Genomic DNA, 19,265 nt, shown 5'->3' with positions numbered 1-19,265 from the left:
TCAGGGGATCGTACTACTGCTCTGAGGTGACATTCACCACATCGCCATGGCTGTCAAAATCAACGTACAGCTTTTTATTGGCCTGGAACTGCTGATAAACCGGCTGCGCAAGCGAAAAGCTCGTCGCCAGCTCCGCCTCACTCGCGACGCGGGCGGGCTGAACCGCTACGTTATGGTGTTTATAGCGGTTATAAAGCGCCCAGAGAACCAGCACCAGCGCGTTGAGTATCGCCAGGATGAAATAGAGGAATAGCCGCGAATACGCGTCATCCCCTTGCGTAAATCCCTTAAGAAAAAAAGAGATAAATCCCGTGGCGAAGTAGGTGAACACGGCCCATAAAAGACAGGTTACCGCCAGTTCCACGCCCTTGCGCAGGCCATTCCTGCGCGAATACATGATCCAGTTTTTCATATTATCCCCTTGCGATCCCGCGGTCCGGACTGACCCAACGCGCGCGCGCGTTACGGGGATTTAGCATCACAGCCGTAAATGCAACAAGCGTGGTGAATAAGCTGATAAGCCAGAAGATGATTGGGTACCAGATGATCCAGAACAGCGTGGAGATGACGTTATGCTCATACCGGTATTCAATCATAATACTTACCAGGAACTGCACGAGGCACAGGCTACAGAGCAGCACTCCGGCATTCTCCGATACCGAAGAAATTGACAGCCCGCCCGCCGTACCGTTCTGGATGACGTCCGCCAGGATAACCAGCCCGCTCACCAGGCAGGTGAATGCCCAGGCCGTGGAAGCACAATATTCCACAAACAGCGGCCACATATGGCGGTGTTTCCAGCGCCAGAGCGACCCCATATTTTTCAGGAATACCTCTGCGCCTCCCTTCGCCCAGCGCAAGCGCTGCTTCCACAGCCCCCGCAGCGTTTCTGGCATCAAAATCCAGCACAGCGCACGCGGCTCATAAAACACAGACCAGCGGCGAAGCTGCAATTTCCAGCTGATATCAATGTCTTCCGTAATCATGTCATCGCTCCAGTAACCGACGTCCGCCAGCGCGCTACGGCGAAACGCGGCAATGACGCCAGAGACGGTAAACACCTGGCCATATACCCGTTGCGTACGCTTGATTAGACCGATGATGGAAGAAAACTCGCCGACCTGAACTTTACCGATTAACGTTGAGCGAGTTCGGATCCGCGGATTGCCGGTGACCGCCCCCACGCGCGGGTTATCAATCATAGGCGCAACAAGCCAGGCTGCGGCGTCACGATCCAGACAGGCGTCGCCGTCCACGCAAACCAGAAATTCACCTTTTGCGGCGGCTGCACCGCTTTTCAGCGCAATCGCTTTTCCCTGGTTTTCCATCAGATGCAGAACGCGCAGGCGGGGATAACGCTCAGCCAGCATATTAAGCTGAAAGCCCGTATCGTCCGAAGACCCGTCGTTCACCGCGATAACTTCAAAATTGTCATACCGCTGGGACATGGCCGCCGCAATGGTCTCATGAATATTTTTCGATTCATTAAAACAAGGAATGACGATCGAAATTAAAGGATTGCCCCGGAGCCCGGGCGCCGGCGCATTCTTTCCCCACGCCCAGTGGCGTTCGCGATAAAACCAGAAAAATACGCTGCCGGCTATCCAGAATATCGACATAAAGAACGGCCAGAAAAAGACGTAACGCAGCATAACCTCTGCGGAAAACAGTAGAGTCAAACCGACTGGGATGCACAACACCAGAATTAAAATAACGATAGAGAAATAGCGATTATTCATCTTCAGGGTACCAGCTAGTTGAGAATTCTGGCCGAATAACATTTATCTTCGGCTGATTATTCAAAAAATCATCCGGGTAATAACCATAATGTTTTATTCCGGAGAACTGCATAATACGCATCCAGTGCGCAATCTTGCTGGATGCAATATGTTGATGCTGGCCGTCGGGACGCCAGTCACGAGCCTGAAGCTCAATAATCATTTTATTTTTCCCGTCGGGTAACGCTGCTACACGAGCAATAAGCGCTTTAAACCATTTATCGCCCTCCCGACCGTTCACTCCCTCCATGTAGGGCATCGCCATCACGGCCGTCCAGTCATAGTGGGCGAGAAAGTCGCTGGTGTTTTGCGCAAACCAGGCTTCGCTTTGCGGTTCAATCAACGGCAACGCATACAGGTTACGCGCCGTTTTGATTTCCGGGCCGCGGATCGCTTTTACTTTATCCGCCAGCTCAAGCGTGAAGCGGGTGAGCGTTTCGGTTTTAAAGCGGGTCCATGCCTCAAATCGCTCTGGGTCGTCACGAATGGCCCGAATATCACGTCCAAAGCCCGCTTTTTCGTAAGCATCCAGCGCAGCGGGACTGGCATCCTCCGTATCGGACAGCACGGCGTCATCGTGAAAAAGAATGCCGTCAAAAGAGGCGTGCGCAGCCAGATCTTCATACACCTCACCGATTCGCTGCCTTGCCCGATCGTCGAAGGGCGACAGGCGACGATATTGTGAAGGATTGACCTGAGGGCCGTCCTCATCCCCTGTCTCCAGGCTATGCACGCGGGTTAAGGTTTCCGCCATTTCCCAGCTCAGAACGGGCATCCAGGCATAAACGGCCACGCTCGCCCGGGTACGCAGCTGCCACGCAACGCGGCTGAAAATATCGGCCTTTACCGGCATCCATCGATTCGGGAAGTAGACCGCTTTAACCAGACCGTCACCCGCCGGATCCGCGAAGGCCTGGAGGTATACGGTGGTGATCCCCATGTCTTTCACTCTCTGAATAAGGGCATCGATATTTTTTTCCATCTGCCCGGCATCAGGATCAAATACGTAGTCCAGGTCGACATGCATCACGCGCTGAAGCTGCTGCTCCTGTACCCCCGTCACCTGAAGCGCAAACTCTTCCAGCGTCGGGTTGCCGTTAATCAGGATACGGGGAATTGCATCCAGCTGCGTGGCCGTTGACAGCCCGTCCTCAAGGGTGAAAAACATGTCAAACCCGAGTGCCTTTAGCTCCTGAATCGCCGTACCGTTCGCCGCGCCATAGGGCCACACCCAGGCCGTAGGTGCTTTGCCGGTATGCGCTTTTACATGGCTTATCAGCGTCTGCGCGTCTCGCCGTATCCGCGCCCGGTATTCCGTTTCGGTTTCATAGCGACGGCCGTCCTGAATAAACCGACGATTCGCAAAGGCAGGAAGCATGCTGCCGCTCGGGTTAGCAAGCGTCCCAAAGTGGCTGTTCCAGGTATGCCCGCCAATCTCTACCAGCGGCGAACGGGAGAGCTCCTGCACCTGTTGCCAGGTCGCAAAGCGTTCACGCTCGATCTTCTCATCACCGTATTGCACCGGTTGTCCGGCGGGGGTGTTGATCCAGCTCCCAACCGGCGCCCACAGAGCAGGCCACTGATAGGCGACGAGCAGCGGATAGACGCGCGTGTAGAAGCTGCTGAATCCGTCGTCAAAGGACAGCAGCACCGCTTTTTCCGGGAGCGGTTTTCCCCCACGGTGTGCCTCACGGATCTGCGCCACGCTGACAGGGCTATAGCCGTTAGCGCGCAGCCAGGCAAACTGCTCTTTCAGCGCAGAGGTCCGCACGGACATAAAGCGCTGATCCGCTTCGCCATCTTCGACCTCATGATACGCAATCGTCACGAAGCCATTCGCCGGCCATGGCGTCTCGGCGCGTAATTTTTCGCGCAGGGCCGGGCTGGTATAGGCCGGCCCGCGCCCGTCGACGCACGCTGCCACGAGCATAATGCCGAGCAGTACGAGTAATGTTTGAAATCCTTTCCGTAACATACGTTGCCTCAGAATCGAAGGGTCACGTTAAAATCAACTGACAGATTGTGTTCCTGCTTTCCGTCATAGGGGCGTTTATCCCAGCGTATCGCCACACCGGCTTCACCACCGTCGCGCCAGGACACGCGTTGCCCGTAGCCAAGATGGGTGATAAGGCCGCTGCCATAGCCGTGCTGCCACGCATTACCTGCACCGGCGCTGAAGGTCTGCGTCCAGCTGTTTTCATACCGACGCCACAGCCGATGATCCAGCGTCACGCCTGCCATCACGTCGAGACGTTTTTCCGGGCTGAAGTAAGGCGTGTCAGACTGGCTGTTGGTGCCGTAATACACGCCGGGCTGGATACTCAGGTTCATATCAGGCGAAGCCCAGACCTGTTCCTGACCATTGAGGAAATATTCATTCCTGCGGTTACCGTCAGAGAAAGCGGTTTTCAGGTAGCGGGCACTGTACTGACGGCTTTCATGCTGATACCAGCGTACCTCCGCCCCACCGCTGTTCGCGGTAATATCGTTTTTCATGGCGCGCATCGGCGCGTTACGCGATAAGCGTTCACCTTCCAGGCCCAGCTGCCAGCTATCGTTGACATCAACCCGGGCTGCAAGGCGTGCTCCGACTTTCCTGTCGCCGTTGAAATGTCGCTCCGAGACTTCAGCCTCTGCCCACAGGTCTCGCGAACGCCATTCCAGCCCCATGAGCCCGTCGCGAACCACGCCTTTCCCCTCCTGGAAACGGCCGTCAAAGAAGCCGTAGCCGACGAATCCACGCCAGTTATAGTTAAGCGGCGGGCTATAAAGGGTGGTATTGACGTTAACATCATGGCGCCCTGAATCAGGCGAATCAGAGTCCAGGCTGACCGTCCCCCCCATCCTTAATTCTGCGCGCTCATGGGTGGCAAACGCCTTGCTGAGCTGCTTTACCGCCGCGTTGTCGGGCGCGCGTTGCGCTACATCCTTTGTCAGCTCCTCCGCCTGTCGCCATTCCTGAAGATCCAGCGCGGCATAGGCCTGTTCGGTTTCCAGGGCAACGCTGGAAGGCTCAAGCAGTTCGGCCTGCTTTAAGCGCGCTTCTGCGGCCCTCGGCAGACCACGCGCAAGCAGCACGCGCGCATGATCTATAAGGAGCCCCTGATTACCCGGCGCCGCCTGCGATAGGCTACGCGTCAGCGCTTCCGCCCGGGCAAGATCCTGTTCATACATCGCAAGCGAGGAGCGGTACTGCTGCCCCTCAAGCCACTTATCATTCGGCACGGGCACTGACGATCCGCGCGGATACCAGGTGGCGGGCGTGGTATCAACGACGCGTTTCGTCAGCAGCTTTGCCGGGCGATAGTTTTCACTTTCCAGATGGCTGTAAAAAAGGTCGGCACGCTCTTCCTCCGAAATATCATCAACCTTCTGAGGATTCTGATAAAACAGCCTGGAGAGCATCGCCTGAGCCCGGTCGGGCTGGCCCGTTTTGAGGAACGCTGACGCGACCCAGTACTGGGCATACTCCGGCAGCACCAGACCTTCCTGTTTCATCTGTTGGTATTGCCCGATAACCTCCTGATGGCGGCTGCGGGCCAGCAGCGCCCCCAGCCTGTCGAAGCGAATACGGCGATACACCGCCTCATGCTCCGGCTTCTCTTTCCACTCGGCGATCATCCCGTCGTAAAGGGACAACGCCCGATCGGCGATGACGTAACGCTCTTTTTCACCGCGGGTCGGCATAAACGCGAGCCTGACTAACTCCGCCGCTGCGTCCGCACGTTCGCGGGCATCAGGCTCTTTCCCCTGCGCCTGAACGTGCTTTAACCCGGCTGACGGCAGCTGGTTATCCGCCAGCGCCTGGCGATAGGCATCAGCCAGCGTTTCAGGATGCTGTGACAGGCGCATCGCCTTCGTAATAGCGAGTAACTCATCAGGATAATTTCCGGCAAGCCTGTGCACATAGGCTTCAGTCAGGTAGTTTTTGCTGTCCGGCGTTCTCTTCTGCAGCCGACGGATCTCACGGAGCGCACCGGCATACTCGCCGCTGTCGGCCAGCGTTAACACCCTTCCCCGGCAAAACTCCGCCGTGTACGGGCTGTCATCGCAAATGCGGTCCCAGGCATTGAGCGCTTTTTTCCACTCCTGTTTATTACGCCACGCTACCGCCAGCGCGGCCCAGGCTCTCGCCGGCAGCGCGTAATGCTGGTGCCTGGAATAAACGTCGATAACCTCGCTGTCTTTACCGGCCCACAGGGCAATCTGCATCCAGTCGGCAATCTGGGATTCATCAAGCCGTTGATGGCCGGAAAACCAGGTTAATGCAGGCTGAGTATTTCCCTTTCTCGCTTCAATAATCAGCACGTCGTACTGGTTATCATCCGCTGGCAGCATGGCCGACACCGGCGCGCAAGGCAGGTAAAACGTGCCGACAACTAACGTTTTAGCTATTAACTGTGCAATCCTCATGCATATAATCCCTATATCCGTATAAGGTAAAATTAGCGCTGCGCTTTATTTTGTATTAGATACCGCGAAAAATATTCTTCTCCTGACGCGTACTGCAGGAAATGGCGGAACTCGGCTAACTTACTTTCATATTTCTCTCTTTCCTTCTCTGATATTCTGGTTAAAACACAATCCTGTAATGTGTCCATTCCCAGCCATTCGCTAAATGCGACGGACCAGGCGATTGAGTCGATATCATCTTCATCGTACTCGTACATTTCTTCTTTCTTCATTAACAACTCCCTTTGAAAAATATCCACATCAAACGAGGTGCAGAATATTTCCTGACTTCAGTCGGTCACCGCAGACGCGTATACAGGGATGAAATTCCTGACGCGTGCCGACCCGCGGTAAATTTTAGGGAGTTGAGACAGCTGAACGGATCATTTTGCGCAAAAGCGCCCCGGGCGCGTTGAGAAGGCGACGGCGCCGTTCCCCTCTCTGGTTGGATGAGGCGAACCCGACGCGCGGTGGTATACTGCTGAGATGCATACGAAACAGCGTGAATAAGCGCCGGCTCAAGGCCTTCCGGCGCCCCGGTCACGGCAGATGAGCGAGAAATATCGTGACACAAGGGGCTGTGAGTGGGCTATAATTTCGAGCTAATTTCGAATGATTTTGAAATACTGCCTGTAACGCTATGAATTACAAGGCAAAATAAGCAATGAATATAAGGATTAAAGCTATGGGTTTTCTTTCCGGTAAGCGCATTCTGGTAACTGGCGTTGCCAGCAAACTGTCCATCGCATACGGCATCGCACAGGCTATGCATCGCGAAGGCGCTGAGCTGGCGTTCACCTACCAGAACGACAAGCTGAAAGGCCGTGTTGAAGAATTTGCCGCGCAGCTGGGTTCCAGCATTGTTCTGGAATGTGACGTTGCACAAGACGAAAGCATTGACGGCATGTTTGCTGAACTGGCAAAAGCATGGCCGAAATTCGACGGCTTCGTTCACTCCATCGGCTTCGCACCTGGCGACCAGCTGGACGGCGACTACGTTAACGCGGTTACCCGTGATGGCTTCAAAATCGCACACGACATCAGCTCCTACAGCTTCGTGGCGATGGCAAAATCCTGCCGCGCGATGCTGAACCCGGGCGCAGCACTGCTGACCCTGTCCTACCTGGGCGCTGAACGTGCTATCCCTAACTACAACGTCATGGGTCTGGCGAAAGCGTCTCTGGAAGCCAACGTACGCTATATGGCGAACGCCATGGGTCCTGAAGGCGTGCGTGTTAACGCCATCTCTGCGGGTCCAATCCGTACCCTGGCGGCCTCCGGTATCAAAGATTTCCGTAAAATGCTGGCACACTGCGAAGCGGTTACCCCGATTCGTCGTACCGTTACCATCGAAGACGTGGGTAACTCTGCTGCCTTCCTCTGCTCTGACCTTTCCGCGGGTATCTCCGGCGAAGTGGTTCACGTTGACGGCGGTTTCAACATCGCTGCCATGAACGAGCTGGAAATCAAATAAGCCTGCCACTCTCTTCCCGCCAGGGAAGAGAGTTCTCCCCCGCCCCTCGTTATTCCGTTCTGCTATTTGTTATCACCTAACAATATTTTTCCCCTCATCCGCCTTACGCCAGGATATTGATCGCCATTTTGAGATCAAGGAACGCCCATGGAACAACGCCGTTTTTCCGGCAAAGGCCACTGGTATCATGAAACCCAGTCGAATCATTCGCAGACGGACGTTCTGCCTCTGGTGCCCGAAGCCGCTAACGTCGACGATCGTTTTTTGCTCGATTTAGCCCTGCCTGACGACATTGCCGCAAGCTGTTGTGGGTGGCTTACGCCAGCCCGAACCTTGTGCCACCACCTATTCCCGCTCGATACTCCCGTGAACCGTCTGCACACGCTTAGCGCCTACGACAGGCTGAGCACGGCGTTGACGGTTGCCCAGGCGTGCGGCGTACAGCGGCTCTGTAACCACTATGCTGCCCTGCTCGCGCCGCTTCCAGGCCCGGACTCCTCCCGCGAAAGCAATCGACGCCTGGCAGAGATCACCCAGTATGCCCGCCAGCTGGCGAGCTCCCCGGATGTCATTGACGACAAAGCGCAAACCCAGCTTGATGAGGTGGGGCTGACAACGTATGACATTGTGCTTATCAACCAGATCATCGGCTTTACCGGATTCCAGGCGCGGGCGGTCGCGGTGTTTCAGGCGCTGCTTGGCCACCCGGTACGCTGGCTGCCGGGACACCACATCCAGCCCCATACGCTACCGCTGAGCTTTACCCGATGGACCGCCACCCAGCCCGTAGTCGAACTAAAATATGCCAGTGCGGTTCAGCTTGAGGCGCTCTCGCGCTGGCAGGCCGAACCGGCGCTTGCAGCGCTCACGCCGGTTCTGTGCCACGAGCCGATGCTGCTAAATCTGACGGGTGAGATACTGGTTAACCATCCACAAAGCGAAGCCCAGCCGTCTGCATCGCTCTCGGCCGCCCATGCGCTGCTGCTTACGTCTCCCGATCGTTTTAGCGCCGCCCAGCTAACGCCTCTCACGGAGGCCGGAATCCCGCCGGGCAAGGCAATTAATCTGTTAACCCGCGGCGCATTTAATGGCTGGCTGGACCGTCTGCGCGTGGCGCTTGGCAAAGAGGAATAACCACACGCTTTACCTAAAGAGCGCTTGCTGTAGCAGTGAGAATCGCGTAAAACTGTCAGCCGCTCAATGGCTACGAAAATAGAACATTATGTTTCAGGACAACCCGCTGCTAGCGCAGCTTAAACAGCAACTGCATTCCCAGACGCCGCGTGCAGAAGGGGTCGTAAAAGCCACGGAAAAGGGCTTTGGCTTTCTTGAAGTTGACGGACAGAAGAGCTACTTCATTCCGCCTCCTCAGATGAAGAAAGTGATGCATGGCGACCGCATTTCGGCCGTTATTCATACCGAAAAGGAGCGTGAGTCTGCCGAGCCGGAAGCACTGATCGAACCTTTCCTGACGCGTTTTGTCGGGAAAGTGCATAAAAAAGACGATCGTCTTTCTATCGTACCGGATCATCCTCTCCTGAAAGATGCCATCCCTTGCCGCGCCGCGCGTGGCGTTGAGCATGACTTTGTCGAGGGTGACTGGGCGGTTGCCGAAATGCGCCGTCATCCTTTAAAAGGCGATCGCGGTTTCTACGCCGAGCTGACCCAGTTCATCACCTTTGGCGACGACCATTTCGTTCCATGGTGGGTGACGCTGGCGCGCCACAACCTCGAAAAAGAAGCGCCGGATGGCGTAGCGACCGAAATGCAGGACGAAGGTCTTGAGCGTCGCGATTTGACGGCCCTGGACTTTGTCACCATCGACAGCGCCAGCACCGAGGATATGGACGACGCGCTGTACGCCGAAGAGGCAGCGGATGGCAAACTGCATCTCACCGTCGCCATTGCCGACCCTACCGCGTGGATCGTTGAAGGCAGCAAGCTGGACGAGATGGCCAAAGTGCGTTCGTTCACTAACTACCTGCCGGGCTTCAACATTCCAATGCTGCCGCGCGAACTCTCTGACGATCTCTGCTCGCTGCGCCCGCATGAAGTGCGTCCGGTGCTGGCCTGCCGCATGACAATCGCGGCGGATGGAACAATTGAAGATGATATCGAATTCTTCGCCGCCACCATCGAATCCAAAGCCAAACTGGCTTATGACAGCGTGTCCGACTGGCTGGAAAATACCGGCAGCTGGAAGCCTGAATCCGAAAATATTGCTGCGCAAATTCGTCTGCTGCATCGCGTCTGCCAGAGCCGCAGTGAGTGGCGCCAGACCCACGCGCTGGTATTTAAGGATCGCCCTGACTACCGCTTTGTGCTGGGTGAAAAAGGCGAAGTGCTGAACATCGTCGCCGAGCCACGCCGTATTGCCAACCGTATCGTTGAAGAAGCGATGATCTCCGCCAACATTTGCGCCGCACGCGTGCTGCGCGACAGGTTAGGCTTTGGCATTTACAACGTGCACACCGGGTTTGACCCGGCGAACACCGAAGCGCTGGCCGCCCTGCTCAAAACCCACGACGTACACGTCGACCCGGAAGAGGTGCTGACCCTGCCAGGCTTCTGCAAGCTGCGCCGCGAGCTGGACGCACAGCCGTCAGGTTTCCTCGACAGCCGCATTCGCCGCTTCCAGTCCTTTGCGGAAATCAGCACGGAGCCAGGCCCGCACTTCGGTCTCGGCCTTGAGGCGTACGCGACCTGGACTTCACCTATCCGTAAGTACGGCGACATGGTTAACCACCGTCTGCTTAAAGCAATCATTAAAGGTGAAGCTATTGCCCGTCCACAGGACGACACCACGCTTCAGATGGCAGAGCGCCGCCGTCTGAACCGCATGGCGGAGCGCGACGTCGGCGACTGGCTGTACGCGCGTTTCCTGAATGATAAAGCAGGAACAGACGCTCGCTTCCCGGCTGAAATCATCGACGTTAGCCGCGGCGGTATGCGCGTGCGTCTGGTGGATAACGGCGCCGTTGCCTTTATTCCTGCCCCGTTCCTGCATGCCGTTCGGGACGAGCTGGTTTGCAGCCAGGAAAACGGTACCGTGCAAATTAAAGGCGAAACGGTTTATAAGGTCACAGACGTGATTGATGTAAACATCGCTGAAGTCCGCATGGAAACCCGCAGCATTATCGCGCGCCCGGTTGCCTGATAATCGCTTAACATATCGGCCATTTTATTGGTAAATGGCCGATATTTTTCTCCCACTTTATTTCCCGCAAAACCATCGTTTTATTTCACAATTTTCCGTATCCCGTCGCCACATTTCGCCAGAGTTATCTACAGTAAAAAGAGCCGTCATAGTCGACTGCAAATGAATAATTTGTGCGCTACTCAGCTGCCGCGGGAGAAAACGGGATGGACGATCTGGAGCAGAACCTGCTGTTTCGTTACATGGGTACCCATAGCCCCTGGTGGCGATTAACAGCAGACAGCAATGCTCTGCATCTTGCCGCAAGTGAAAACACCGACATTATCCAGGTTGTTGCGCTGGATGATGAACAGGCCGATCTGATTCGCCAGCTAACCGTGATCACCTCCAGCATTGCCATGACCCTGCCGCTGTACGGTGTTGAAGTCCCCGTTCATCTGGTGGGCCGTAAAATTAACAAAAGCGAGTGGGCGGGAACGGCATCAGCATGGAACGACACGCCTTCCGTGGCGCGCGATCTGGCGCAGGGACTCTCCTTCGCCGAACAGGTGGTGTCCGAGGCTAACTCCGTCATTGTCATCCTCGACCAGAACGGGAATATCCAGCGCTTCAATCGCTTAAGCGAAGAGTATACGGGCCTGAAGGAGCAGGAAGTTATCGGGCAAAACGTGTTTAAGCTGTTTATGAGCCGCAGCGAGGCCGCCGCATCGAAACGCAATATTGCCGGTTTTTTTCGTAACGGCAGTTCGTACGAAGTCGAACGCTGGATCAAGACCCGCAAGGGCCAGCGCTTGTTTCTGTTCAGAAATAAGTTTGTTCACAGCGGCAGCGGGAAAAATGAAATCTTCCTTATCTGTTCGGGCACCGACATCACGGAAGAGCGTCGTGCCCAGGAGCGGCTGCGCGTTCTCGCCAATACGGATACCATAACCGGATTGCCAAACCGTAACGCCATTCATGAGCTGATCTCCGATGCCATCAGCGCCCGTGGTGACGGACAGGTGGGTGTGGTCTATCTCGATCTGGATAACTTCAAAAAGGTAAACGACGCTTACGGCCACATGTTTGGCGACCAGCTGCTTCAGGCCGTTGCGCTGGCGATCCTGAGCTGCCTGGATGAAGGGCAAACGCTGGCGCGCCTCGGCGGGGATGAATTTATCGTGATGGCCACCGATACGTCACAGGGCGCGCTGGAAGCCATGGCGTCGCGGATCCTGACCCGCCTGCGCCAGCCTTTCCGCATTGGCTTGATTGAGGTGTATACGGGCTGCTCGCTTGGTATCGCGCTTGCGCCCCAGCACGGTAACGATCGCGAAAGCGTCATTCGCAATGCCGACACCGCCATGTATACCGCCAAAGAAAATGGCCGGGGTAAATTCTGCGTATTTTCGCCAGAGATGAACCAGCGCGTATTTGAATATCACTGGCTGGATACCAACCTGCGTAAGGCGCTGGATAACGATCAGCTGCTGATCCACTACCAGCCCAAGATGACATGGCGCGGCGAAGTCAGGAGCCTCGAGGCGCTGGTGCGCTGGCAGTCGCCAGAGCGTGGCCTGATCCCGCCGATGGAGTTCATCTCCTACGCTGAAGAGTCAGGACTGATTGTGCCCCTTGGCCGCTGGGTGATGCTCGACGTGGTGCGGCAGGTGGCAAAGTGGCGCGACAAGGGTATTAACCTGCGCGTCGCGGTCAATGTCTCTGCCCGTCAGCTGGCGGACCAGACCATATTCAGCGACCTAAAACAGGCGCTGAAGGATCTGAATTTTGAATACTGCCCGATTGACGTGGAGCTAACCGAAAGCTGCCTTATCGAAAATGAAGAGCTGGCGCTCTCGCTCATCCAGCAGTTTAGCCGCCTGGGGGCGCAAATCCATCTGGATGACTTCGGGACGGGATACTCTTCCCTGTCGCAGTTGGCGCGATTCCCTATCGATGCGATTAAGCTCGATCAGTCGTTCGTCCGGGATATTCACAAGCAATCCATTTCACAGTCTCTGGTGCGGGCGATTGTCGCCGTGGCGCAGGCGTTAAACTTACAGGTTATTGCCGAAGGCGTGGAGAGCGCAAAAGAAGACGCCTTTCTGACGAAGAACGGCGTCAACGAACGGCAGGGTTATCTTTTTGCTAAGCCCATGCCCGCTGCCGCGTTCGAGCGATGGCTAAAGCGCTATCAGGCGCGGCACGTCCGCTAGCTGGCCTGCGTAACCCCGTCGCCTGATGGCGGTTTTGCAGCATAACCAGCCGTTCCATTTAGGGGTTGTTGCCGGCACGACGGGCTACCAGTGAAAATTAATCACTTTCATTTATGTGCTTTGGTAATTGCATTTTTTACCTTCTCTTTTGAAGCAATTTTCTGCATCATTGATAATATTCACATTTCGCTTCAGGGTAAGATTATGTCTAACATTGATGCAGCAGCCGTAGCACAGCGTATTGATACCGTGCTGGATATTCTCGTCGCGGGCGATTATCACTCTGCTATCCGTAATCTTGAGATCCTCAAGTCTGAACTCCTGGCTCAGAACGGCGCTGACGACGCACCAAAATCTGCGCAACCAAAAGCACCGTGGGAAGTGTAACCACGCCGTTTCCGCCCTTGTCTTTTAAATGGATGCTATGAATTCCCGACAACAAATTATTTTGCAGATGGTCATCGACCAGGGACGCGTAAGCGTGGTCGATCTCGCTAAAGCCACCGGCGTTTCTGAAGTCACCATCCGTCAGGATCTTAATCTTCTGGAAAAACAGAGCTACCTGCGGCGCGCGCACGGTTATGCCGTGCCGCTGGACAGCGAAGATGTCGAAACCCGCATGATGAACAACTACGCGCTTAAGCGAGAGCTGGCGGAATTTGCCGCGTCCTTAGTGAACAACGGTGAAACCGTCTTCATTGAGAATGGCAGCAGCAACGCCCTTCTGGCGCGCACGCTTGCTGAGCAGAAAGACGTTACCATCATCACCGTGAGCAGCTATATCGCCCATCTGCTGAAGGAAACCCGCTGCGAGGTGATTCTGCTGGGCGGCATTTATCAGAAGAAAAGCGAAAGCATGGTGGGCCCCTTAACGCGCCAGTATGTTCAGCAGGTTCACTTCAGTAAGGCATTTATCGGTATTGATGGCTGGCAGCCCGACACCGGTTTTACCGGCCGGGATATGATGCGTTCCGACGTGGTTAACGCCGTGCTCGCCAAAGAGTGCGAGGCGATTGTCCTTACCGACAGCTCTAAATTCGGTGCCGTGCATCCCTATACGATGGGCCCTGTCTCGCGCTTTAGCCGGGTGATTACGGATGAGCGCTTGCGCGATGAATATCGCCAGCAGTTACAGCACGACGGCCTGACGGTTGATATTGTCAAAAAAACGGCCTGATTATCCTGCTGCGTCCGGATTATGGACGCAGTTCAACCTTTGTCTGAGATTATTCCGACCCCTCCTTTAAGAGTTTTTACCTGTTGAAACGCCTTTAAACACGTAAAATTATTATTAGCGATATAACAGGAAGTGACTATCACCTGCGTGATGATGAAACGCCTGCGCGACCAGCTTTCACGGGAACGGAATTTAAGTATAAATATTGTCTATACTTAAATAGCACTTCTTTCCGTGAATCGATAATTCAGGAGAAAGTATTATGACCTTTACCAGCAAAAAATTAGCCGCCGCAGTTCTGGCAATCACTGTAGCAATGTCCCTGAGCGCTTGCTCTAACTGGTCTAAACGTGACCGTAACACCGCGATTGGCGCCGGTGCTGGTGCTCTTGGTGGTGCAGTATTAACGGATGGTAGTACGCTGGGTACATTAGGTGGTGCTGCCGTAGGTGGTATTATCGGTCACCAGGTGGGCAAATAATCACCATAACGGCTCTCACCGGTAAAATAATATATTTTGTATTTTCAGGTCTGACTTACGCACGTAAAAAAAGAGCCACGGCATTGTCCGTGGCTCATTTATTTTAACCGCCCGCCAGCTTGACCTTCATCCCTTTGGCTTCCAGAAGCGATTTAATTACGTCGCGCTTATCGCCCTGAATCTCGATAATGCCATCCTTGACCGCCCCACCGCATCCGCATTTCTTTTTAAGCTCTGCGGCGAGTTTTGCCAGTTCCACATCGTCCAGATCGACGCCGGTAATCAGGCATACGCCTTTACCCTTTCTGCCGCTGGTCTGGCGCTGTATACGGACAATACCGTCGCCCCTGGGGCGTTCAGCTTTTTCTTTTGGCTCCTCGATGCGTCCGGTATCAGTTGAATAGACCAGACGACTGTTGGCGTCACCCATTATGCCCCCTTTTTCAGCGATGCATTAATCGCTTTCAGCGTTTCAGCCGGGTTAGCAGATTGCGTTACCGGACGACCAATCACCATATAGTCTACACCCGCGCTCAGGGCCTGCTCCGGCGTCATGATGCGACGCTGATCCCCTGACTCGCTGCCCGCAGGACGAATACCCGGCGTAACCAGCTTAAATTCGTGGCCTAAGGCGGATTTAAAACGCTCCGCTTCCTGTGCAGAACAGACCACTCCATCAAGACCGCAGCTTTGCGTCAGACGCGCAAGACGCTCCGCATGCTCTGCCGGTGACAACGTCACTCCCAGATCTCGGAGGTCGCTTTCATCCATGCTGGTAAGCACGGTGACGGCAATCAGAAGTGGCGCATCTTTGCCAAACGGCAGCAGCGCTTCGCGCGCGGCCGTCATCATGCGTGCCCCACCGGAAGCGTGCACGTTTACCATCCACACGCCCAGGTCAGCCGCCGCGGCAACGGCGTGCGCGGTGGTATTGGGAATATCGTGGAATTTCAGGTCGAGGAAAACGTCAAAACCGCGCTGGTGCAAATCGCGGACGAGTTGCGGCCCGAACAGCGTGAACATCTCTTTGCCGACTTTAAGACGGCAATCGCGAGGATCAATTCCGTCAACAAAGGCCAGCGCGGCGTCACGGTTATTGTAATCCAGAGCAACGACAACAGGAGAATCGGTAACTACGCGGGAAGTGGAGGAAGTAACAGACGTCATGACCAGCCCTTTTCGTCTATGGGCGCGCAGCGGCGCGGAACAGATAAACGGCGTGCATTCTACCTGCCATCGGCGGAAATGAACAGAATCGAATGTCTTTCCTGCTGAACGGCAGACCGCACGGTGCTGGCTGGTTTACCCAAAAACATTAGTATGTTGTAACTAAGGTGTGGTGTTTTAAAAAATTACTGCCCGTCCAGACCACGAATTGGCTTAATGGTGGACCACGCGCGGCACGACGGACAGTGCCAGTAGAGCGAGTAAGCGGTGAAACCGCATTTCTGGCAGCGGTAGCGAGGTTTGCTCCGCACCTGCTCGCCCACCATGTCTCGCAGCACCATCAGGCTCTCTTTGGCGCGCCCTTCCTCAGCCTCATTGAGGTGGTAGTCCATCAACTTGTGGAACACGCGCATTGTAGGATGGCGCTGCAGCTGGCGCGTAATGTAGACCTGAGCGGTTTCACTGCCTTCGTGCTGCTCAACGACATCGGAGAGCATCAGCTCGGCCGTGGCCCCTGTATTCTCCTCTACGCAGCGGCGCAGAAACGCGACCCACTCGTCCTGCTTGCCCAGCTGCTGATAACAGGTTTGCAGCATCTCCAGCGTTTCGCTGACCAGCTCTTTATCCTGATCGATAACGCGAAGCAGGCTTTCCACGGCTTTGGCGTAATCCCCGTTTGCCATAAAGACCCGCCCCATCATGATTGAGATGCGAGCGCTGTTGCGATCGGCTGCCGCGCCTTTTTTAAGCAACGCCATGGCTTTGTCCATGTCATCGCTGCCCATTTGCTGGAGGGCCAGCTCACAGTAAAAGTGGGCAATCTCGACGCGCTGTTTGTCTTTGCCGAGCTTCACAAGACGTTCTGCCGTATCAATCGCTTTTTGCCAGTCGCTGGTGGCCTGGTAGATTTGCAGAAGCTGCTGAAGCGCACCGATACGGAAGTCCGTCTCATCCACCAGCTGGGTGAACATATCTTCGGCGCGATCGTAAAGCCCCGCGGCCATGTAGTCCCGCCCCAGCTGCTGCACGGCCAGCAATCGTTGCTCATAGGTCAACGAGGCGCTTTCCATCAGGGTCTGGTGTATGCGAATGGCGCGGTCAACCTCTCCGCGCGAGCGGAAAAGGTTTCCCAGGGTGAGGTGTGCCTCTACGGTGCCGGTATCCTCTTTAAGCATGTCGAGGAACAGATCTACCGCTTTGTCCTGCTGGTTGCTCAGCAGGAAGTTCACCCCCGCAACGTAGTCGCGGGAGAGTCGGTTTGCTTCATCCTGTTTTGTTTGTTGCGCGCTTCTGCGGCCCATATACCAGCCATAGGCTGCGGCGACAGGCAAAAGCAGAAACAACAACTCCAGCATATTCGATTATTCCTTGACTACCGGCACACCAGAGCTCGCCGGAATGTCAGACGCAGGCGCAAGTTGATGTTCAAGTCGTTTAATTTTACGTTCAGCGCGAACAAGAGAAACACGAACCTTAAGCCAGAACAGGCCACATACGAGCCAACCTATGACAAATCCCGCCGCAAATAATACTGCCAGCAGGCTCGACACCCGGTACTCGCCCTGCGCCAGCAGATAGTTGAAGCTTACCTGTTGATCGTTTTGCGCGCCCAATGTGACTGAAATGACAAAAATCGCCAACACCAGTAAGAAAATGAGTAAATATTTCACATGACTTCCCGTTATGTGGTTCGAGCGTATAAAGCGTGTTCAACTCACTGCAATCAGCCTTATAAGCTACCATTTTAGTGGCGGGCGCGAAACGGAAAAAGTAACGCGCCCTTCATGGATTTAGGGTCTAAATGCGGAAAATCAAGCTTCAGGTTCCGCCTGACTCCCTTTCGGCTATTTCTTCCTTCTCTTCCGGCGGCGGCGTCAGTGGCCCACAAAAACGTTGAGCAAGCCACGTCGCCAGCGTCACCAGTACCCACGAGATCAGCGTTGCGACCACCAAATCACGCGGCCAGTGCATTCCCAGCAGCATCCGGCTACCCATTACGCCCGTGGCCCAGACCAGCAACAACGCAATGGTTAAGGTGCGTCGGCGCGGCCATAAAAGCCCTACGCCAAGCAATGCCCAGCTGGCGGCAAACATCGTGTGCCCGGAAGGAAACGCAAAACCGGTCTCTTTTTGCCAGTGTTTGCGTAAAAAGGTCGGAATATCCTGCTGTTCCGCAAGCTGTTCTTTCACCAGCGCCCCGCGATCTTTACGCTTTAAATTGTAGAACTCATCCACGGGAACATGGTGTGTTTTTTCCAGCCAGACGACGAAGGGACGGGGTTCCTGCACGCGATCTTTTACCCACGACTTCACCCCCTGCCCGACAAGAATAGCGCCGGCGAGAATGGCAAACAGCACCAGCGCCGCGCGCAGGCGAAAGCGCAGGCACCACAGAAACCAGCCACAGAGCAGCACGTGCGTAATAATCCCCCACGGCTGGGTGACCGTCTCGGTTATCCAGTATAAGGTTTTCAGCCACGTCTCGTTTTGTCCGGGCTGCCATGTCCAGCCGGAAAACCACACAACCAGGGGTATAACAAGCAATACGGCGGCGCCGGCGGCCGTGCGTCTGGCGATTGAAAGCATGTCCTCTCCTTTTTCACTAAGCACCACAATCATAACTGAATTTCATCTTTCTGGTGGATATGTCGGATCGTGCGTTTAACGTTCATATAGGGTGGTGGTGATTAGGTGAAGTTGCCGGGCTTGTGGCAAAATAGTCGAATACAGAAAGCAAAACGGGGCAAGGACACGAAACGTGTCAGCCTGGTCTGGAGAATCACATGCAGCTTAAACGTGTGGCAGAAGCCAAACTGCCAACCCCATGGGGCGATTTCCTGATGGTGGGTTTTGAAGAACTGGCAACCGGGCAGGATCACGTCGCCCTGGTGTTCGGCGACATTTCAGGGCAGACGCCGGTGCTGTCCCGCGTTCATTCAGAGTGTCTTACCGGTGACGCGCTGTTCAGCCTGCGCTGCGACTGCGGCTTCCAGCTTGAAGCTGCCCTTTCTCATATCGCAGAGGAAGGCCGCGGCGTGCTGCTGTATCACCGCCAGGAAGGGCGTAACATTGGCCTGCTGAATAAAATCCGCGCCTATGCGTTGCAGGATCAGGGCTACGATACGGTTGAAGCCAATCATCAGTTAGGCTTTGCGGCTGACGAGCGCGATTTCACCCTGTGTGCAGATATGTTCAAGCTGCTGGGCGTGGACGAAGTGCGTCTGTTGACCAATAACCCAAAGAAGGTTGAGATCCTTACTGAAGCGGGCATCAATATCGTTGAGCGCGTGCCGCTGATTGTAGGTCGCAACCCGAAAAATGCACACTACCTCGATACCAAAGCCGCCAAGATGGGCCATCTGCTGAGCGAGTAATCGCAAAATG

At 55.1% G+C, this 19,265-nt stretch carries 18 protein-coding genes; 8 read left to right on the top strand and 10 right to left on the bottom strand.

Annotated features, from left to right (window positions below; translation table 11 throughout):
- Positions 1–13: 13 nt before the first annotated feature.
- From pgaD to HWQ14_RS15215, 5 genes are read right to left on the bottom strand one after another with little or no spacing between them, the layout of a single operon-like run.
- Positions 14–412 (bottom strand): poly-beta-1,6-N-acetyl-D-glucosamine biosynthesis protein PgaD, encoded by a 399-nt coding sequence (gene pgaD / locus HWQ14_RS15235; RefSeq protein ID WP_176610169.1) that lies wholly within the window; start codon positions 410–412, stop codon positions 14–16.
- 1 nt (position 413) lies between these two features.
- Positions 414–1,739 (bottom strand): poly-beta-1,6-N-acetyl-D-glucosamine synthase, encoded by a 1,326-nt coding sequence (gene pgaC, locus HWQ14_RS15230; RefSeq protein ID WP_148419679.1) that lies wholly within the window; start codon positions 1,737–1,739, stop codon positions 414–416.
- A complete protein-coding gene (gene pgaB / locus HWQ14_RS15225) occupies positions 1,732–3,753 on the bottom strand; it encodes a poly-beta-1,6-N-acetyl-D-glucosamine N-deacetylase PgaB (protein ID WP_148419678.1) in 2,022 nt (673 codons plus the stop codon). Before pgaB ends, pgaC begins: the two co-directional genes overlap by 8 nt.
- Positions 3,754–3,761: 8 nt before the next feature.
- The gene (gene pgaA, locus HWQ14_RS15220; RefSeq protein ID WP_176610168.1) at positions 3,762–6,191 is read right to left on the bottom strand and encodes a poly-beta-1,6 N-acetyl-D-glucosamine export porin PgaA; all 2,430 of its coding nucleotides are present in this window, start codon (positions 6,189–6,191) and stop codon (positions 3,762–3,764) included.
- 32 nt (positions 6,192–6,223) lie between these two features.
- Positions 6,224–6,463 carry a hypothetical protein gene (locus HWQ14_RS15215; protein WP_148419676.1) on the bottom strand — a complete coding sequence of 80 codons (240 nt, stop codon included), beginning with the start codon at positions 6,461–6,463 and terminating at the stop codon, positions 6,224–6,226.
- 452 nt (positions 6,464–6,915) lie between these two features.
- Between HWQ14_RS15215 and fabI the strand changes: the two genes are divergently transcribed.
- The 7 genes from fabI (at position 6,916) to osmB (ending at position 14,714) form a co-directional block, all read left to right on the top strand.
- On the top strand, positions 6,916–7,704 hold the full coding sequence (gene fabI, locus HWQ14_RS15210) for an enoyl-ACP reductase FabI (RefSeq protein ID WP_003856831.1): 789 nt from the start codon (positions 6,916–6,918) through the stop codon (positions 7,702–7,704).
- Positions 7,705–7,851: 147 nt separating this feature from the next.
- Positions 7,852–8,838, top strand: coding sequence for a CMD domain-containing protein (locus HWQ14_RS15205; protein ID WP_176610167.1), 987 nt, complete (start codon positions 7,852–7,854; stop codon positions 8,836–8,838).
- A gap of 88 nt (positions 8,839–8,926) precedes the next feature.
- Positions 8,927–10,861 carry an exoribonuclease II gene (locus HWQ14_RS15200; protein ID WP_148419674.1) on the top strand — a complete coding sequence of 645 codons (1,935 nt, stop codon included), beginning with the start codon at positions 8,927–8,929 and terminating at the stop codon, positions 10,859–10,861.
- Between the two features lie 206 nt (positions 10,862–11,067).
- Complete coding sequence (pdeR, locus tag HWQ14_RS15195; RefSeq protein WP_176611206.1) at positions 11,068–13,056, top strand: cyclic di-GMP phosphodiesterase; 1,989 nt, start codon at positions 11,068–11,070, stop codon at positions 13,054–13,056.
- A gap of 204 nt (positions 13,057–13,260) precedes the next feature.
- Positions 13,261–13,443, top strand: a complete 183-nt coding sequence (locus tag HWQ14_RS15190) for a YciZ family protein (protein ID WP_176610166.1) — start codon at positions 13,261–13,263, stop codon at positions 13,441–13,443.
- A 37-nt stretch (positions 13,444–13,480) separates the two neighbouring features.
- Positions 13,481–14,233, top strand: coding sequence for a DNA-binding transcriptional regulator YciT (locus HWQ14_RS15185; RefSeq protein WP_148419672.1), 753 nt, complete (start codon positions 13,481–13,483; stop codon positions 14,231–14,233).
- A 262-nt stretch (positions 14,234–14,495) separates the two neighbouring features.
- Entirely contained in the window at positions 14,496–14,714 is a 219-nt protein-coding gene (osmB, locus tag HWQ14_RS15180; protein ID WP_003856823.1) for an osmotically-inducible lipoprotein OsmB, read from the top strand.
- A gap of 103 nt (positions 14,715–14,817) precedes the next feature.
- Here the strand turns inward: osmB and yciH are convergent, their stop codons facing one another.
- The 5 genes from yciH to pgpB form a co-directional block, all read right to left on the bottom strand.
- Positions 14,818–15,144, bottom strand: a complete 327-nt coding sequence (gene yciH / locus HWQ14_RS15175; RefSeq protein ID WP_148419671.1) for a stress response translation initiation inhibitor YciH — start codon at positions 15,142–15,144, stop codon at positions 14,818–14,820.
- Positions 15,144–15,881 carry an orotidine-5'-phosphate decarboxylase gene (gene pyrF / locus HWQ14_RS15170; RefSeq protein WP_176610165.1) on the bottom strand — a complete coding sequence of 246 codons (738 nt, stop codon included), beginning with the start codon at positions 15,879–15,881 and terminating at the stop codon, positions 15,144–15,146. The genes yciH and pyrF overlap by 1 nt, the downstream gene beginning before the upstream one ends.
- Before the next feature lie 185 nt (positions 15,882–16,066).
- Positions 16,067–17,236 carry a lipopolysaccharide assembly protein LapB gene (gene lapB, locus HWQ14_RS15165; protein WP_148419669.1) on the bottom strand — a complete coding sequence of 390 codons (1,170 nt, stop codon included), beginning with the start codon at positions 17,234–17,236 and terminating at the stop codon, positions 16,067–16,069.
- Positions 17,237–17,242: 6 nt separating this feature from the next.
- The gene (locus HWQ14_RS15160; protein ID WP_148419668.1) at positions 17,243–17,551 is read right to left on the bottom strand and encodes a LapA family protein; all 309 of its coding nucleotides are present in this window, start codon (positions 17,549–17,551) and stop codon (positions 17,243–17,245) included.
- A gap of 148 nt (positions 17,552–17,699) precedes the next feature.
- Positions 17,700–18,467: a phosphatidylglycerophosphatase B gene (gene pgpB, locus HWQ14_RS15155; protein ID WP_176610164.1), complete on the bottom strand. Its 768-nt coding sequence runs from the start codon at positions 18,465–18,467 to the stop codon at positions 17,700–17,702.
- A gap of 197 nt (positions 18,468–18,664) precedes the next feature.
- Between pgpB and ribA the strand changes: the two genes are divergently transcribed.
- On the top strand, positions 18,665–19,255 hold the full coding sequence (gene ribA, locus HWQ14_RS15150; RefSeq protein WP_003856813.1) for a GTP cyclohydrolase II: 591 nt from the start codon (positions 18,665–18,667) through the stop codon (positions 19,253–19,255).
- Positions 19,256–19,265: the final 10 nt, after the last annotated feature.

The organism is Enterobacter cloacae, from assembly GCF_013375935.1.
GTDB classification, from domain to species: domain Bacteria; phylum Pseudomonadota; class Gammaproteobacteria; order Enterobacterales; family Enterobacteriaceae; genus Enterobacter; species Enterobacter pasteurii.
The sequence above is the reverse complement of the archived record's forward strand: the minus strand, read 5'-3'. Positions and strand labels throughout refer to the sequence as shown.

Bases quoted from the DNA above. Each gene is read 5' to 3' on its own strand.
- pgaD (WP_176610169.1), bottom strand. From the start codon at position 412: ATGAAAAACTGGATCATGTATTCGCGCAGGAATGGCCTGCGCAAGGGC.
- pgaC (WP_148419679.1), bottom strand. From the start codon at position 1,739: ATGAATAATCGCTATTTCTCTATCGTTATTTTAATTCTGGTGTTGTGC.
- pgaB (WP_148419678.1), bottom strand. From the start codon at position 3,753: ATGTTACGGAAAGGATTTCAAACATTACTCGTACTGCTCGGCATTATG.
- pgaA (WP_176610168.1), bottom strand. From the start codon at position 6,191: ATGAGGATTGCACAGTTAATAGCTAAAACGTTAGTTGTCGGCACGTTT.
- HWQ14_RS15215 (WP_148419676.1), bottom strand. From the start codon at position 6,463: ATGAAGAAAGAAGAAATGTACGAGTACGATGAAGATGATATCGACTCA.
- fabI (WP_003856831.1), top strand. From the start codon at position 6,916: ATGGGTTTTCTTTCCGGTAAGCGCATTCTGGTAACTGGCGTTGCCAGC.
- HWQ14_RS15205 (WP_176610167.1), top strand. From the start codon at position 7,852: ATGGAACAACGCCGTTTTTCCGGCAAAGGCCACTGGTATCATGAAACC.
- HWQ14_RS15200 (WP_148419674.1), top strand. From the start codon at position 8,927: ATGTTTCAGGACAACCCGCTGCTAGCGCAGCTTAAACAGCAACTGCAT.
- pdeR (WP_176611206.1), top strand. From the start codon at position 11,068: ATGGACGATCTGGAGCAGAACCTGCTGTTTCGTTACATGGGTACCCAT.
- HWQ14_RS15190 (WP_176610166.1), top strand. From the start codon at position 13,261: ATGTCTAACATTGATGCAGCAGCCGTAGCACAGCGTATTGATACCGTG.
- HWQ14_RS15185 (WP_148419672.1), top strand. From the start codon at position 13,481: ATGAATTCCCGACAACAAATTATTTTGCAGATGGTCATCGACCAGGGA.
- osmB (WP_003856823.1), top strand. From the start codon at position 14,496: ATGACCTTTACCAGCAAAAAATTAGCCGCCGCAGTTCTGGCAATCACT.
- yciH (WP_148419671.1), bottom strand. From the start codon at position 15,144: ATGGGTGACGCCAACAGTCGTCTGGTCTATTCAACTGATACCGGACGC.
- pyrF (WP_176610165.1), bottom strand. From the start codon at position 15,881: ATGACGTCTGTTACTTCCTCCACTTCCCGCGTAGTTACCGATTCTCCT.
- lapB (WP_148419669.1), bottom strand. From the start codon at position 17,236: ATGCTGGAGTTGTTGTTTCTGCTTTTGCCTGTCGCCGCAGCCTATGGC.
- pgpB (WP_176610164.1), bottom strand. From the start codon at position 18,467: ATGCTTTCAATCGCCAGACGCACGGCCGCCGGCGCCGCCGTATTGCTT.
- ribA (WP_003856813.1), top strand. From the start codon at position 18,665: ATGCAGCTTAAACGTGTGGCAGAAGCCAAACTGCCAACCCCATGGGGC.